At 36.7% G+C, this 16,650-nt stretch carries 17 protein-coding genes and 1 riboswitch; of the genes, 16 read left to right on the top strand and 1 reads right to left on the bottom strand.

Features of this window, described 5'->3' with window-relative positions; all coding sequences use genetic code 11:
• Position 1 precedes the first annotated feature (1 nt).
• The 11 genes from COD92_RS23655 (at position 2) to COD92_RS23605 (ending at position 11,584) form a co-directional block, all read left to right on the top strand.
• Complete coding sequence (locus COD92_RS23655) at positions 2 to 538, top strand: spore maturation protein (protein ID WP_098533104.1); 537 nt, start codon at positions 2 to 4, stop codon at positions 536 to 538.
• 199 nt (positions 539 to 737) lie between these two features.
• Positions 738 to 1,475, top strand: a complete 738-nt coding sequence (gene rluB / locus COD92_RS23650) for a 23S rRNA pseudouridine(2605) synthase RluB (protein ID WP_098533042.1) — start codon at positions 738 to 740, stop codon at positions 1,473 to 1,475.
• A 98-nt stretch (positions 1,476 to 1,573) separates the two neighbouring features.
• Positions 1,574 to 2,098: a thiol-disulfide oxidoreductase ResA gene (gene resA, locus COD92_RS23645; RefSeq protein WP_098533040.1), complete on the top strand. Its 525-nt coding sequence runs from the start codon at positions 1,574 to 1,576 to the stop codon at positions 2,096 to 2,098.
• A gap of 22 nt (positions 2,099 to 2,120) precedes the next feature.
• Positions 2,121 to 3,746, top strand: a complete 1,626-nt coding sequence (resB, locus tag COD92_RS23640) for a cytochrome c biogenesis protein ResB (RefSeq protein WP_098533038.1) — start codon at positions 2,121 to 2,123, stop codon at positions 3,744 to 3,746.
• Positions 3,747 to 4,931 carry a c-type cytochrome biogenesis protein CcsB gene (ccsB, locus tag COD92_RS23635; RefSeq protein WP_098533036.1) on the top strand — a complete coding sequence of 395 codons (1,185 nt, stop codon included), beginning with the start codon at positions 3,747 to 3,749 and terminating at the stop codon, positions 4,929 to 4,931.
• A 182-nt stretch (positions 4,932 to 5,113) separates the two neighbouring features.
• Positions 5,114 to 5,830, top strand: a complete 717-nt coding sequence (locus COD92_RS23630) for a response regulator transcription factor (RefSeq protein ID WP_098533034.1) — start codon at positions 5,114 to 5,116, stop codon at positions 5,828 to 5,830.
• Entirely contained in the window at positions 5,827 to 7,605 is a 1,779-nt protein-coding gene (locus COD92_RS23625) for an ATP-binding protein (RefSeq protein WP_098533033.1), read from the top strand. The genes COD92_RS23630 and COD92_RS23625 overlap by 4 nt, the downstream gene beginning before the upstream one ends.
• Before the next feature lie 348 nt (positions 7,606 to 7,953).
• The gene (sigX, locus tag COD92_RS23620) at positions 7,954 to 8,505 is read left to right on the top strand and encodes an RNA polymerase sigma factor SigX (RefSeq protein ID WP_098533031.1); all 552 of its coding nucleotides are present in this window, start codon (positions 7,954 to 7,956) and stop codon (positions 8,503 to 8,505) included.
• Positions 8,480 to 9,652: a hypothetical protein gene (locus tag COD92_RS23615; protein ID WP_098533029.1), complete on the top strand. Its 1,173-nt coding sequence runs from the start codon at positions 8,480 to 8,482 to the stop codon at positions 9,650 to 9,652. Before sigX ends, COD92_RS23615 begins: the two co-directional genes overlap by 26 nt.
• Before the next feature lie 177 nt (positions 9,653 to 9,829).
• Positions 9,830 to 10,585, top strand: coding sequence for a peptidoglycan DD-metalloendopeptidase family protein (locus COD92_RS23610; protein WP_098533027.1), 756 nt, complete (start codon positions 9,830 to 9,832; stop codon positions 10,583 to 10,585).
• 128 nt (positions 10,586 to 10,713) lie between these two features.
• Positions 10,714 to 10,846, top strand: a riboswitch (FMN riboswitch).
• Positions 10,847 to 11,008: 162 nt separating this feature from the next.
• Entirely contained in the window at positions 11,009 to 11,584 is a 576-nt protein-coding gene (locus COD92_RS23605; protein WP_098533026.1) for an ECF transporter S component, read from the top strand.
• A gap of 113 nt (positions 11,585 to 11,697) precedes the next feature.
• Here COD92_RS23605 and COD92_RS23600 read toward each other — a convergent pair whose 3' ends face one another.
• Positions 11,698 to 11,946, bottom strand: coding sequence for a ferredoxin (locus COD92_RS23600; protein WP_098533024.1), 249 nt, complete (start codon positions 11,944 to 11,946; stop codon positions 11,698 to 11,700).
• A gap of 265 nt (positions 11,947 to 12,211) precedes the next feature.
• On the opposite strand from COD92_RS23600, the gene COD92_RS23595 reads away from it, so the two are divergent.
• The 5 genes from COD92_RS23595 to COD92_RS23575 all read left to right on the top strand — a co-directional run bounded on the left by COD92_RS23595 (position 12,212) and on the right by COD92_RS23575 (position 16,632).
• Positions 12,212 to 13,258, top strand: coding sequence for a YpbB family protein (locus COD92_RS23595; RefSeq protein WP_098533022.1), 1,047 nt, complete (start codon positions 12,212 to 12,214; stop codon positions 13,256 to 13,258).
• Positions 13,249 to 14,763: a RecQ family ATP-dependent DNA helicase gene (locus tag COD92_RS23590; RefSeq protein WP_098533020.1), complete on the top strand. Its 1,515-nt coding sequence runs from the start codon at positions 13,249 to 13,251 to the stop codon at positions 14,761 to 14,763. The genes COD92_RS23595 and COD92_RS23590 overlap by 10 nt, the downstream gene beginning before the upstream one ends.
• Positions 14,760 to 15,368: a CPBP family intramembrane glutamic endopeptidase gene (locus COD92_RS23585; RefSeq protein ID WP_098533018.1), complete on the top strand. Its 609-nt coding sequence runs from the start codon at positions 14,760 to 14,762 to the stop codon at positions 15,366 to 15,368. The genes COD92_RS23590 and COD92_RS23585 overlap by 4 nt, the downstream gene beginning before the upstream one ends.
• The gene (locus tag COD92_RS23580) at positions 15,361 to 16,086 is read left to right on the top strand and encodes a LysM peptidoglycan-binding domain-containing protein (protein ID WP_098533016.1); all 726 of its coding nucleotides are present in this window, start codon (positions 15,361 to 15,363) and stop codon (positions 16,084 to 16,086) included. The genes COD92_RS23585 and COD92_RS23580 overlap by 8 nt, the downstream gene beginning before the upstream one ends.
• Positions 16,087 to 16,176: 90 nt before the next feature.
• Positions 16,177 to 16,632 (top strand): DUF2663 family protein, encoded by a 456-nt coding sequence (locus COD92_RS23575; protein WP_098533014.1) that lies wholly within the window; start codon positions 16,177 to 16,179, stop codon positions 16,630 to 16,632.
• The last annotated feature ends 18 nt before the right edge of the window (positions 16,633 to 16,650 follow it).

Here is a 16,650-nt window from a genome sequence, read left to right as displayed (position 1 = left end):
TATGGGGTTCATATCAACTATTTCGCTAACTTTTATTCCTTTACTGATAGGGATTATTTTACTATATGGAACGTACAAGCGAGTACCAACCTATGAGAGCTTTGTTGAGGGGGGGAAAGAAGGAATTAAGATTGCGGTATCAATTATTCCCTTCTTGGTGGGTATGCTTGTAGCTATATCTATTTTCCGTGCATCAGGTGCATTAGACGCTTTAATGAATTGGCTAAGACCATTAATGAAGTCAATGGGGGTTCCTGCTGAAATTGTGCCATTGCTTATTATCAGACCAATTTCAGGCACGGCAGCACTAGGGATGACAAGCGATTTAATTGCTGTTTATGGTCCAGATTCCTTTATTGGACGCCTTGCATCTGTCCTTCAAGGGAGTACCGATACAACCTTTTATGTTTTAACCGTTTACTTTGGTGCAGTGGGCATTAAGAAAATGGGAGATGCCTTAAAGGTGGGCCTTCTTGCAGACGTTGTCGGGATCATTGTTTCTATTTTAGTCGTCGGCCTAATATTTGGTACAACTTAATTTTTAGATTATGGTATGTTCCAGTTTGGAACATGCTTTTTTTTATTTCTAGTATTTAATACCCGTTACTTTGAAAAGTGGAGAAATTGTGTCATAATTCATTAGGATAGAATAGTGATTTTTTTTCGTATATCAAAAGGAATAAATCTCTTTACTACTAACAACGATTAGCAACTAATAGAATATTTGAGGTGAAATGATGGAAAGATTGCAAAAGGTTATCGCTCGAGCAGGAATTGCCTCTAGAAGAAAGTCCGAGGAACTCATTAAAGAAGGCAAAGTAAAAGTCAATGGCAAAGTGGTAACAGAATTAGGCTTGAAGGTATCCCCTTCCGATAGAGTTGAGGTTAATGAAATACAGATTGAGAAGGAAGAGCCTGTTTATTTTCTACTGTATAAGCCAAGAGGCGTAATTTCGAGTGTAAGCGATGACAAAGGAAGAAAGGTAGTTACAGATTATTTTTCTCATTATAAAGAAAGAATTTTTCCTGTCGGCCGGCTTGATTATGATACTTCAGGATTATTGATTTTAACCAATGACGGAGAATTTGCCAATTTGCTTATGCACCCTAAGAATGAAATTGACAAGGTTTATGTGGCCAAAACGAAAGGAATTCCTTTAAGGGAAAGTTTAAGGAAATTAGAAAAAGGAATCCGGCTTGAGGATGGTAAAACAGCACCTGCTAAAGTGAAGCTACTTTCTGCCGATAAGAAGAAGCAGACAGCGATAGTGGAGATTGCGATTCATGAAGGCCGAAATCGTCAAGTCAGAAGAATGTTTGAGGCTATTGGCAATGAGGTCTTGAAATTAAAACGTGAACGTTATGGATTTTTGACATTGACCGGCTTAAAAGCAGGAGAAGCAAGGGAATTAACACCACATGAGGTAAAGCAGCTGCGGGCGCTTGCGATGGATCAATCAAAGAAACATTCATAAAATTGTCACATTTGTTTTATGGTGTTAACACTATGGTTTTGTTGTAAAATGCTATAATTTTAGACGAATGTGTCGAGTGGTGTACGGGAGGGGAATCTATGAAAAAACAGCGATTAGTCATTAGAACGCTTATTTTAGTTGTATTAGGTGTTGCCGTTGCCTATTCACTTTATGCTAATCTTACAAAAGATAATAAACAAAAAGTCGCGGTTGGGGACACAGCTCCAGATTTTGCGTTAGTTGATATGCAGGGGAATAAACATCGTCTTTCAGAATACCGTGGGCAAGGGGTATTTTTAAACTTTTGGGGAACGTGGTGCCCTCCATGTAAGAAAGAAATGCCGTATATCAATAATCAGTACCTGCAATATAAGGACAAAGGTGTTCAAGTTTTGACGGTGGATATTCAGGAACCTGAACTTGCTGTAAATCAATTTGCTGAACGCCTTGGGCTAGATTTTCCAATAATGATTGATACTGAAAAGGAAGTTATGAATGTATACGGAGTGGACCTCTTACCGGCAACATTCCTAGTGGACAAGAACGGAAAGGTAGTCAAATATTATACTGGAGAATTAACTGAAAATAAGGTAAAGGAATTTATGGAGCAAATAAAACCTTAAGGGACCTGAGGGAGTTTTTACAATGAACGATGTTAAATGTGAATGCGGTCATGTGAATCCGCATGGAACCGTGCTTTGTGAAGCCTGTGGAAAAGTGCTGGATGAGCAAGAGAAAAATAATAAAGAACTTCTTGACATGCGATATGAGGGAAGTGCACGCCGTTCACAAACATACAATAAGACTATTATTGATAAAATTTGGAACTTTTTCTCATCAGTCAAGGTGGGGATTTGGCTGATTGTGATCACACTGGTTGCATCTACCCTTGGAACCATCCTTCCGCAAAAGATGTATATCAATTTACCTCCTGAAGTGTATTATGAGCAGGAGTATGGCTGGTTCGGTAAGCTGTATTACCAGTTAGGGTTGCATGATTTGTATGGTTCATGGTGGTATTTATTGTTAATCGCTATGATTGGTATTTCTTTAGTTATTTGCAGTCTCGACAGAGTAGTACCGCTTTATAAAGCCTTAAAAGCACAAAGGGTTACAAGGCATGAAGGTTTTTTAAGACGTCAGCGGATTTTTGGTGTGACTGAGCATCCAGAAGAAAAGGATTTAGCTGTCATCAAGAATCATTTAAAAGAAAGACGATATCAGGTTCGCGAAGAAAATGGGGACTTGTTAGCAGAGAAAGGGAGGTTCTCTCGCTGGGGGCCGTATGTAAACCACGTTGGTTTGATCATCTTCTTATTAGGTGCAATGCTGCGCTTTATCCCAGGATTTTACGTAAACGAAGATCTTTGGGTTAAGGAAGGAGAAACTGCTGTTGTACCTGAGACTGGTGAAAAGTACTATCTAAAAAACAATCAATTTATCTTGCAACATTATGATAAAAACAAAGATAAAACGTTTGAAAAGGCGATAGAGCAAGCTGGTCAAGTTGTTAAGAATTATCAATCTAATGTTGTCTTATATGAACGGGTTAGCAAAAATCTCCCGGGTGAAAAACCTGAACTTAAAAGGCTTAAGGAATATAAAGTTAGGGTCAATCATCCATTAGATTTTAATGGCTATTCTGTTTTTCAGTCATCATATCGCAGTGAGTTAAAAGCGATGACGTTTGTGTTGGCAAATAAAAAGACTGGCCAGTCCTTTGGAATGGTTAAAGTCGACCTAGAAGACCCAAAAGCTAAGTATGATCTAGGTAATGGTTATTCCGTAAATATCATTAATTATTTTCCAGACTTCGAATTTGATAAAAATGGTGAGCCTTCTACGAAATCACGGTTACCTAATAATCCTGCCTTCGTGTTCCAAATGACTACACCGGATAAATCTAAACCGGAAACAAGTTTTGTGGCAATTAAGCAGACAATCGAGCCATTTGGAGAAAATACATATAAAATGGCTTTTCAAGGGATTGAAACCAAAAATGTCTCTGGATTCACGGTTCGGAAGGATTCATCCTTATGGGTGATTATTTTAGGCGGTATTGTCTTTATGATTGGAGTAATTCAAGGGGCTTATTGGAACCATCGGCGGATTTGGGTTCAAAATAAAAATGGACAAATTTGGATAGCGGCCCATACGAATAAAAATTGGTATGGAATAAAGAGGGAAATTGAGACGGTTTTAAAAGATACCAAGCTTGACATCCCAGAAGATCAACAACAAAAGGAAAGTATGGATAAGGAGGGAGTCTAGTTGGCCACAATAAGTAGTAATTTATTATTTATTGCTTTTATTCTTTATTTAATTGCGACATTATTTTATGGTGGATCGATTAAATCGAAGAATGAAAAGAATGAAAAGGCAGAAACAAACACATGGGGGAAAATTGCTGTTCTCCTGACTATTATAGGTTTTATTTCTCAGCTCGGTTATTTTATTACTAGATGGATTGCAGCAGGTCACGCTCCAGTAAGTAATATGTTTGAGTTTACCACCTTTTTTGGAATGGCTCTTGTTGGTGCTTTTATCGTTATTTATTTTATATACAGAACAACCTTACTTGGACTATTTACAATGCCTGTTGCCATATTGGTCATTGCTTATGCAAGTATGTTTCCAAGAGAGATTACACCATTGATACCAGCCCTGCAAAGTTATTGGCTCCATATCCATGTAACCACTGCGGCCATGGGAGAAGCCATCCTTGCGATTAGTTTTGCTGCAGGACTAATCTATCTTGTAAAGGCAATTGATCAAACAAAACCAAATAAACAAACCTTTTGGCTCGAGATTGTAATGTTTGCCCTTGTCACAGTTTTAGGTTTTGTGGCAGTTTCATCTATCTTTTCAGCTATGGACTACCATGAAAAATTTAATTGGATTGACAAACATGATAATCAGGTGTCTGTAGAGTATACAATGCCCGCCATTACAGGTCCTCATGATGGAGAATTATTAACAAAGAATGGTTTTAAACCATTAGTCGAAATGCCCGCTTTCATTAATGCAAAAAAATCAAATACGGTAATATGGTCTTTAATTGGGGGTCTAATCTTATACGGATTGATTCGCTCTGTGTTAAGAAAACGGATTGCGGCTGCCCTTAAACCCCTTGTGAAAAATATTAAGCTGGATTTCGTTGATGAAATTAGTTACCGATCCGTATTAATTGGTTTTCCTGTATTTACTTTGGGTGCACTTATTTTTGCAATGATATGGGCACAAATGGCCTGGTCAAGATTTTGGGGCTGGGATCCAAAAGAAGTATGGGCATTAATCACTTGGCTTTTTTATGCAGCGTTTTTACATCTTCGCTTATCCAAAGGCTGGCATGGTGAAAAATCTGCTTGGTTAGCCGTAATCGGTTTTGTCATTATTATGTTTAATTTGGTTGCTGTAAATCTTGTTATCGCTGGACTTCATTCCTACGCCGGATAAGCCAAGTGAAACATAGCCATAAAGCCTTCACTTATATAAGTGGAGGCTTTTATAAAATCAAGAACTTTTTATTGAAAAATTATATTGTCAAATTATTGACACACTTTACGGGAGTAATTACCTTGAAAATGTAGCAAAATGCTGTTCCATTTTGTAAAATAAACTCCATGGGGGGATTAATAATGGAAAAAGACGTAAAAATTTTGGTCGTAGATGATGAGGAAAGAATTCGCCGTTTATTAAAAATGTATTTAGAGCGTGAAGAATATATAATCGATGAAGCAGAAGATGGAAATGAAGCCTTATCTAAGGCATTTGCTAATGATTACGATGTAATTTTGCTTGATTTAATGATGCCTGGTAAGGATGGAATTGAAGTCTGCCGTGAGTTAAGAGAAAAAAAGGCCACTCCTGTTATTATGTTGACTGCTAAGGGAGAGGAAATCAACCGTGTACAGGGCTTTGAAGTTGGTACCGATGATTATATTGTGAAGCCATTCAGCCCAAGAGAAGTAGTATTACGTGTGAAAGCATTGTTAAGACGCTCATCTCAAACAAGTTATTTGCAAACAGAAACAACGACAAAAGATGTAATTGTTTTTCCACACTTAACTATTGATAATGATGCACACCGGGTAACCGCCGATGGGAAAGAAGTTAGCTTAACACCAAAAGAATACGAATTGTTATATTTCTTAGCCAAAGCACCAGACAAAGTGTTTGATCGCGAGCAATTATTAAAAGAAGTATGGCATTATGAGTTTTTTGGGGATTTACGAACAGTAGATACCCATGTAAAACGTCTCCGTGAAAAGTTAAATAAGGTATCAGAGCAAGCAGCAAGAATGATTGTTACCGTTTGGGGAGTGGGATATAAATTTGAGGTAACTAATGAATGACCTTTTTACGAAGTGTCGTAGGTAAACTCTGGTTTACCATTATTTTTTTAGTTTCATTTGTACTGTTCATCCTAACAGTGATGCTCCTCGAGCTTTTCCAAAACCACAACATTCTTGAAACAAAGAATAATTTAACCAATACTGCTGAAAAGATTGCCAATGTTTTGGAAGCACATCCAAATGATAAATTCCCACTAGGGCTAGAAATTTCTTGGGAGATTATAGATGATGTGACCAAAGTAGTAATTGTTAAAAATGAAAATGAAGTCTATTATTCTCCAAATGCTGAAAAGGATAAAAAGTTATCCGTAGATGAAATCAAAAATGATCCGGACTTTTTAGCTGTGTTTCATCACAAAAAATCTGTTGAAAAAGTATCTAATCTATCATCAAAAAATAACAATCAGGATCCGAGCTATTCCATCATAGGTGTTCCTTTGCATCTCCCAGGTGAAAAAAATGGAGCTGTCTTTATCTATCAATCACTGGAAGTGATTAAGGAAACATCTGATGAAACAACAAAATACATCTTGCTCGTTGCGGGTGTCGCGATTATTTTAACCACAATCTTTGCCTTCTTCTTGTCAACGAGAATAACAGCTCCGCTCAGAAAAATGCGAGAAGCTGCTTTTGAAGTAGCAAGAGGGAAATTTGATACAAAAGTCCCTATTTTAACACATGATGAAATCGGAGAACTGGCGACAGCATTTAACCAAATGGGCAGACAATTAAAATTTAACATGAATGCGTTGAGCCAAGAAAAAGAACAGCTTTCTAGTATTTTAAGCAGTATGGCTGATGGGGTCATTACCTTTAACCGCGATGGCACCATTTTGATTACGAATCCTCCTGCAGACCGATTTCTGCAATATTGGTATTACGAAAAAGATGGATTCACTGATGCTGAAGCTATCCCATCTCAAGTGATGGAACTTTTTCAAAAATCCTTGGAAACAGAAAAAGAGCAAATTGGTGAGATATCACTTCAAGGTCGTCATTGGGTGATCTTAGTCAGTCCGCTGTATAGCAATCGCTTTATTCGAGGAGCAGTAGCTGTCCTAAGGGATATGACCGAGGAACGACAGTTGGAAAAAATGAGGAAAGATTTTATCGCCAATGTATCACATGAGTTGAGAACCCCAATTTCTATGTTACAGGGGTACAGTGAAGCAATCGTTGATGATATTGCCGAAACGCAGGAAGAGAAAAAAGAGATGGCAAGAGTCATTTACGATGAATCCTTGCGTATGGGGAGACTTGTTAATGAACTATTGGATTTAGCTCGTATGGAGGCTGGACATATCCATCTATCCATAGAAGAGGTTAATCTTTCCGCTTTTATCAATCGGATTATTTATAAGTTTCAAGGTTTAGCCAAAGATAATGATATCCTTTTGTATTCGGAAGCGGAAAATGATAGTTCACCAGGCCTTTTTGATCCTGACCGAATCGAGCAGGTACTGACGAATTTAATTGATAATGCAATGAGACATACACCAAAAGGTGGAAAAGTAAAAGTATCCGTTGTTTCGGAGGACAGAGGGGTTAGAATAGAAGTAAAAGACTCCGGTTCTGGTATACCAGAAGAAGATCTTCCATTTGTTTTTGAACGTTTCTATAAAGCAGATAAAGCCCGAACGAGGGGCAGGGCTGGTACCGGTTTAGGACTTGCCATTGCAAAAAATATCATTGATGCCCATCATGGTACGATTTCTGTTCGGAGTAAAATTGGAATGGGAACGACTTTTTCCTTCTTTCTGCCACGAAAAAAGTAATATTAACAAAAATTTTGCCGATTGTTCTTGATTCACAAGGAACATTTAAAAGCGGAAGCGCCTTGACCAGGGGCAACAAGCATAAGGCAAGCCCGTGAAGGTTGTTCTTTGACTTTTCGACGGATTGGCTGTAGACCACCGAGCCCCTAGCGCTGTAGCTAAATAATTATCAAAGTTTAACTACTTGCTCATCCCTAAAAGATGAGCTTTTTCATGTTTATTAATGAGTCTAGTGATCTGTGATTACCTGCAAATATCTTCCTTTTTGACTAAAAAAAGTCTATATTTATAGGAGTGAAACTTTTTTATAAATACATCGACTAATATTATGAACGGGGAGGGGAATTGATGGACTCCGTTTTCGATGAGCTTTATCAAAAATATCATCATGACGTGTTTCAATTTCTATTCTATATGGTTAGAAATAAGGAACAGGCTGAGGACCTCGTCCAGGAAGTTTATATTCGAGTATACAAGGCATATCATCGGTTTGAAGGTAAAAGCAGCGAGAAAACATGGCTCTTTTCTATTGCGCGAAATGTTGCGATTGATTACTTCCGTAAACAAAAGGGTTGGAAGGATCGATTGCTTGAAAAATTTGATTGGTCAACCAATCAGGTGAAGGATGAGTATCCGATTCCAGAAGAAATTACTGTCCAAAAAGAAGAAATTAAATGGATTTACAGATGTCTAGAATTTTGCACGGTAGATCAGAGATCTGTCATAATCCTTCGATATTTACAGGATTTATCCATATCTGAAACAGCTAAAGTTCTGGGCTGGACAGAAAGTAAAGTGAAAACAACACAACACCGCTCCTTAAAAGTATTAAAGAAGCATATGGAAATGTTCTATGAAAAGGAGGGAATAATTAGTGAAAAAGTCAGAGTGGAGCGATAGAGAACTAGAAGAACTATTAAGGCAAATGCCCAGAATTCATGATCATCGCAATCCTCGTGACATTTACCAAAATATTTCTCTTAAAAGAAAAAAGCCTAGACCATGGCTGTTACCCGGTCTTGCTGCAACAGCAGCCTTGCTTCTTTTCTTTATTCTAGTCCCAAAGTTTTTGGGTGGGATAAATTTTTCTCATGAAAGTGCAGAAGAAAAATCTTCGTCCAGTGGAAATGCAACTGCACAACAAGACAGTAGTGCTTTAAAAAAGGAGAATGCCTCATCTAATGAAACGGAATCTCCTAAACAGGTAGAGTTGCTAAAATCAGAAAACGTTAAGACAGCTATTTATGAAGATGAAGTTGGTAATGGGACTGTGTTAACCTACTGGATTCCAGATGCACAGGCTCAAATACTAATACCTGTTTCAATTATTGTAAATCAGAGCGGGGGCCAATCATGGCTTACTAAATATACGGAGTTAATGGCAAATTTACAGGAGGAGGAATGGGGTTTATCAGACTTCTATCCTCTAAATGCTACGATGAAACTTGATAAAAATGGAAATACAGTAATAGTTGATGTTCCTCCTAATCACCAATATGGTCTAGGCTCCACTACTGAAACGAATTTTATTAATATAATACAGAAGGATATATCAACCAATAGTGATAGTAAAAAAATTAAGTTTACAACAAATGGTCGACCCGGTATAGAGTTAGGAAATTTTGGCAGGATGGAAGAAATCGATGTTACTGCTCAGAATAAACATGCCTACTTTTTGTATTTCCCTGAGGGCAGTAAATTGCCATTCTTAACACCATCTATGGAAACGTATCAAGATATAAACTCTGCTTTTGAAGCAATGAAAACAGATCAATTAATGGGGTTAAAAAGTTCTTTACTGTCTTTACCTCCAATTAATATTATATCAATTTCTAATAAAATTATGTATCTTTCATTCGATGGTAGCTCTAGTTTACAGGATAATCAACAGTCGATAGTATCTTTCGAGGCTGTACTCTTAACAGCAAAAGAGTTTGGCATTGAAAAAGTTATTATAAAAGATCCTCCTTTAACAAATCTTGGCACATTTGATCTAACTAAAGAAATTAAAGTTCCAATTGCTCCAAATTTACGTAATATACCATAAAAATCGCCGATCAACCCTAGGGTTGATTTTTTTTTATGAATAAAATTTGATAAGTCTCCAAATTATAACAAATATGCTTAGGCTCCCCATAGAACTTACAACTAGGTTCGTTCTAAATAGGACCCATTAAACATATGGTGTGGAGGAGAGGACAATATTAAGGAGGAAAAGAAAGGAATGCGTGACTACATAAAGAGATTTTTAATTGCCATTATTATGGCGCTTTGTGTCAGTTTATTATTTTTAGGTGGAAAACATTCGGAAGCAGCAGGGACACAAGACCTAGGAGTCATAAATGACCACTGGATTTGGCCGGCAGACGGGATCATTTCAGATACATATGGAACAAGGCAGGGAAGACATAAAGGAATTGATATTGCTGGAAGAATAGACACACCCATCCTTGCCGTTGAGGATGGTGTTGTTGATAAATCCTATTATTCTAATACATATGGAAATGTTGTCTTTATTAAGCATCCAAGTCATTTTGTGACTGTTTATGCGCACTTGAATAGGCGGAATGTAGGCAAAGGTCAATGGATCAAACAGGGTGATGTGATTGGAAAGATGGGAAGAACAGGACAAGCTACAGGGACACATCTACATTTTGAAGCACATCAGCTGGAATGGCGATATGATAAAAAATATGCGCTGGACCCTGAGCAGCTATTGGGTAAAGCGGATGTTGGCGAACCTGTCCAGGCAGGGATCGCAAGTATAGGGGAATCAGTGTTAGCAGCAAGTTCCCAGCTGCGTTTACATCAAAATGACAATGCTAATAGCTCACCACCTTTGGAAAGGTACATTGTCAAAGAAGGGGACACCTTGTCCACAATTGCTCAAAAACAGAATACCACTGTAATAGCTGTGAAAAATCTAAATCATTTAACAACAGATCTAATTAAACCAAAGCAGATCCTAATTGTTCCTTAGTAATAGAATCCGCGGCCTCTAGCCCGCGGGTTCTTCTTATTTATATGACGCAATTCATTAAGTAAGTAAGATTTTTTTCTTAACAAAACAAATATTGTTTAGTATAATAAAGACGTAATTTAATATCGATCTATCTTCGGGGCAGGGTGAAATTCCCGATCGGCGGTATTAGAGCAATGCTCTTAAGCCCGCGAGCCTTTTGGGGCAGGATTTGGTGCGATTCCAAAGCCGACAGTATAGTCTGGATGGGAGAAGATGGAGGTTCTGCAGACATTCAAAAAATGTTGATGTTTTGAATGTTTATTAAGCGTGCCTTTGTAAACTCCCTCAAGTTATTTTTCTTGAGGGAGTTTTTATTTACTTGGGTCGTCTGTTTGCTGAACCTCTCTTCCTAATATGATGGATCAAAAAGGAGAGAGGAAAATGGAAAAAAGAAAGAAGTTAAATGTAAAAGCCTATGTATCAATTGGAATGTTAAGTAGTATAGCCTATTTATTGATGCTATTAAATTTCCCGCTGCCGATATTTCCAAATTTTCTATTTGTTGATTTCAGCGACATCCCAGCGTTAATTGCGGCATTAGTTTTTGGACCGCTTGCCGGTATTTTAGTAGAATTATTGAAAAATGTTCTTAATTATATTGCTACTGGAAGTCAAACAGGCGTACCTGTAGGTCATATCGCAAATTTTGTTGCAGGAATTGTCTTTGTCCTTCCAACATTATTTGTCTATAATCGACTTAAAACTAGAAAGGGTATGACCATTGCGTTAGTGGCCGGAACGGTCATCATGGCTGTAGTTATGAGTATCTTAAATTACATCCTAATCCTTCCTGCATACACGCTGCTTATGGGGTTTCCAGATATGAGAAATTTGGTCGTACCTGCGATTTTACCTTTTAATATCTTAAAGGGTATCATGATGTCAGTCATCTTCATGCTATTGTTTATTCGAATGCAAGCATGGATTAATAAATTTTCTGTAGTAAAAGGCGCATAAAAAATCTAAAAAAACAACAAGAGCAACCTTCTGTCGCTCTTGTTGTTTTTTTATGTAATAGAAAACCCCGTCTGTATAAGACGAGGTCGGATTAAAGCAGCTTTAAGATGATTTTATTCGAACTTAGTTGGGTTACCTTCAAATGGTTCGTCAGCAACTTTGATCGAATCTGTTGGACAACCTTCGAAAGCATCCATCATGTCATCGATTAATACATCTGGAATTTCAACAATACCTTCATTTTCGTCAAGCGTTACAAATGCAATACCTTCATCATCATAATCGTAAATATCTGGTGCTGCTGCGCCACATGCACCACATGCGATGCAAGTTTCCTTGTCAACAATTGTATACTTTGCCATGAAAAAAACCTCCCAGTAAATAACAAATATTATGCTTCCCAGTTTCCTACTCAGATATGGATGGAAACAAATTACTCATTCCTATTGTAAAGCTGTATGGGCAACTTTTCAATAGAAAAATGATATTAGTGTTAAGGGGTTAATGGTGTCAAAACGTTGAAACTTCTTCATTATTAACCAACCAGTAATACAAAATTCATGTTAAAATAAAAAAAGGATAAAATGAGGATTTTTGTCGATAATTGGGTAAAAGTGGTGGATAAAGATGCTGAAATTAGAAACCGTAATTATATATTGTTTAAAACAACTTAATAGCGAACGGACCATTTATTCCATCTATCACCTCTTAAATGGAAAAAAATCATCGCAAACCATTCAAGATGCCCATTTATTCTCCATAAAGGAATTCTTTGGTGTGTACGAGACACTAACAAGAGAAAACTTTGAACAAATCATAGAAGAATTATCTAGAAGAAATTTAATTGATGGCTGCGGTGAACAAAGGTACCGAGTAACGGTTTCTGGATTAGAACATTTAGAAACTACATCAATGGATCATTACCTGAATGGCTGGACCTTTCACTCCTTTACCACGTTGTTTTGGGAAAGATTATCATTTTTTATTCAGGTCACTTCAAATCTTGTCTATGAGGAAGCCAAATACATCCCTATTCAAAAAAATAAAGATGTCCATAATTGGCTTAAATCGCTGTTAAAGGAAATGAAAATACCAAGGAATGAATTAGGCACGGTTTTATATTCGGAATTGATCAACTGCTTTAAGGGAGCAAAGGATTTAGACCCTTCTGTTTTAGTGTTTCGCTTAACTGGCTTTCAGCAAATAGGATTAACGGCAATCCAAGCGGCTAGGAAGCTTAATATAGACATTCACGATTATCAGCTTGAATTTATAAATACACTGCATTATATAATTCAAAAGATTATAAAGGATTCTAGTTACTTTAATATGCTGACTTTTTTAATTAAAGATTTAGAGAAGGCGGATGTGTTAACTTCTTCTTCGAGGAAGACTTGGAATCTTTTAATACAGGGAAATACGCCTGAAAAAATAGCAGATTTAAGAAATTTAAAATTAAGTACAATTGAAGATCATTTAGTTGAATTTGCATTGCATCTCGAAAATTTCTCTATCGATCCTTATGTTGATAAAGCTATACAATTAAAGATTATTGAACTTTCAAGATCTATTGGAACGAGACAATTAAAACTGATTAAGGATCAATTGAAGACTGCAACTTATCTTCAAATAAGGTTAGTACTGGCGAAGTATGGTGATAGAAAATGGAATTAGAAATTCTTTTAAAAAAGTATTTTGGTTATTCTTCATTTAAAATAGGACAAAAAGAGGTTATAACCACCATTCTTTCCGGTCAGCATACATTAGCTATGCTCCCGACAGGAACAGGAAAATCATTGTGTTACCAATTACCAGGCTATCTTTTGAGTGGGCAGATTCTAATCATTTCTCCATTACTTTCTTTAATGCAGGATCAGGTTGAGCAAATGAACCGGTTAGGAGAGAAAAGAGTAGTTGCATTAAACTCTTTTCTTTCCTTAGAAGAGAGAAATAAAGTATTTCGTCATTTACGAGATTATAAGTTTATCTTTATTTCACCGGAAATGTTAAGGGTTCCTTTCGTTATAAATATCCTTCAGCAGCAAACCATTTCTTTATTCGTTGTAGACGAAGCCCATTGTATATCACAGTGGGGATTTGATTTCAGACCAGACTATTCAAAGCTAGGCGATATTCGGAAGAAATTAGGCAGTCCATTAACTCTTGCACTTACAGCTACTGCAACCAAAAAGGTGCGTGAAGATATTGTAACGTCCCTCGGGCTTGAAAATGACGAAATAATAAAAATAGAATCAACCATTGATCGCCCTAACATTGCCTTCCATTTTGAAAAATTAACTGATTATCACGATAAACAAAATCGTATTATTGAGCTTGTATCACAATTGCAAAAGCCCGGTATTATATATTTTTCTAGTAAAAAGGCAGCTGATCAGATGGCCTCTCTGTTGATGGAAAAAGGAATTTGTCAAGCAATGGCTTATCATGGCGGATTAGATGCGAATACTAGGGTATTAATTCAACAGCAGTTTATTCACAATCAACTTGATGTTGTTTGTGCCACAAGTGCGTTTGGTATGGGGATCAATAAAGAAAATATTCGTTTTATTATTCACTATCATATGCCGATGCAGATTGAGTCGTATCTACAGGAGATTGGAAGGGCAGGGCGAGATGGGCTGCCTAGTGTTGCCATCCTTATATACGCACCAGGTGATGAGCAGCTTCCGATTCAGCTTGCTGAGGGTGAATTGCCATCTGAGCAGCAAATTGATTGGTTATTTACCAATTTAACCGAACAGCATATGTTAACCGATGGCGAAATGGAATTAAAGCAGGAGTTGAGTATACTTGGTGGGTTTTCAGAAATTCAATGGAGAATCATAAAGGACTACGTAAATAACCCCGACCGCGAAATTAAAAATCTTGATAGGTTAAAAACTTCACTGAAAGAGTTTGTGAGAGAAAGATTACAATTAAAACTTAATAATATCGTCCATATGAAAAAATTGATAAATGCCGACTCATGTAGACGTGAATTTATTTTACATTATTTTGCTGAAGAAATGATCCATAAAAATCCATCCTGCTGTGATATCTGTGGTGTGAATTTAAGAGATTTCCAGGCACCTGCAAATATAACATCCATACCGGCTCGGGAAGAGAAATGGAAGGATTACCTTGCGAAAATTCTAATAAATTGTGAGTTGAGTGAATGAAAAGAAAGTATAATCAAATAATCACAGATCTAACAGATAAAGAGCTACTATATCACTTATACCTTACACAAATCATCCTTTTAGGTATTTCACTCATCTTGGGAGCAATATTATATGATCATTTTTCGTATATTCAAAATATAGATTTGACAGATTATAATATTCTGACAATTGGTATTCCAGCAGGTGTAATCATTGTTTTTGCTGATGTTTTATTAATGAAGCTGCTGCCTGCATCCTTTTATGATGACGGGGGATTAAATGAGAGGATCTTTAAAAATAGACATGTATTTCATATATTTGTCATTGCTCTTTTTGTGGCGTTTAGTGAAGAATTGCTTTTTCGGGGAATTATCCAAACAAAGGTTGGTCTAGTACTAGCTAGTATTATCTTTGCCATCATTCATTATCGTTACCTTTTTAATTGGTACCTCTTTTTAAATATTATCCTTTTAAGTTTTTTGATAGGGTTTATTTACAAATGGACAGGTAATTTAGCAGTAACCATTATGATGCATTTTGTCATAGACTTTCTTCTGGGAGTATATATAAAATTTAGACTGACATCAGATGACATGAACAGGGAGGAACAACTCTGTGAATAAAGAAGAACCATACAGAGACCAAGCGGAACGATTAAAAAAACGGATTCAAAAAATAAATGAAAAGGTGGATGGGGACAGTGATAAGCTGCCACCGAGAGAACAGGTCCACAGACAAAAGAAAAAGAAAACAAAATGGAAGGTTAAATATCCGATAATCCGGCTATTAGTCTTGTGTTTTATTCTACTTCCCATCATCATTTTTAGTGTGATATCGTATCGGGATGGCGGCGTGAAAGTCAATGGAACTCAAAAGACTTCCGGAAGTTCAGTGGGATATGAAACCATTAATCTTGAAAAGGCTACTCCTGAAAAAGAAGATTCGATAGATGAATCATCGAAATCTGATCAAGAAGCCGACAAGATAACGGCTCCAGAGGAAAAAAGTGTAGAAACTTCCACACAGGAGGATGAGTCTGCTGAAAGTTCTGCAGGATCTCCTGTGGCCACTACCAATCAAGGGACAGCCAATCAGCAGGTATCTGATAAAAATAGTCAGCCAATCGAGGCAGTAAAAAGTCAGACGACTCCAACTACGTCAACTACGCCTCAAAAAACAACTAAAATGATTTATCATACGGTAAAGCCTAAAGAGACACTATATAGAATAGCTATAAGGTATTACCATTCCAAAAATGGTGTCACCATCATTAAGGAAGCTAATAGATTGCAAAGTGAAAATATATATGTTGGTCAAGTACTCAAAATACCGTTAAACTAGCCGATCTTTGATCGGTTTTTTTTGCTTTTACAACATAAATTTTAGGACAAGAACATAAATATATATATCTGAAATAGGGAGGGTGACAAGATGGATACACCAATCCAACACCTTGAATATACCGATCAAGCGACCAAGCAAATGTTAGAAAATGTAAGAAAGAGAAAGAAAAAGTTCGATGACGTGAAAAAGTGGCATTATATTTCGATTTATGGCACGCTTTTTTTGGCGTTTATCTTTACGCTTTATTTCTATATTATTTTTGTTAAACAATATTCTTATAACTTTATATCCATGTTGTCAGCAATATTAAATGATTCAGTTGCAGTTTATTTTTTGGCGTTAATCATTGTTGGGTTTGGGGCAATGAATCTGTTAAAACAACAAAAGGAAAAAAAGGAAAAGGAATATCAAGAATTGAGATGCGAGATTGTGGATCGAAGTAAAGATTTGTGGAAGAAGGAAGAGGAATGGAAAAACCGCCATGTTGTTTTTGAAATAATGAAAAAGCAATATGATATTAACTTATATCATGAAAAAAAATAAGAAGCAGACCTTCAACTG

Source organism: Bacillus sp. AFS037270, assembly GCF_002585305.1.
This window is presented reverse-complemented; position numbering and strand designations above follow the sequence as displayed.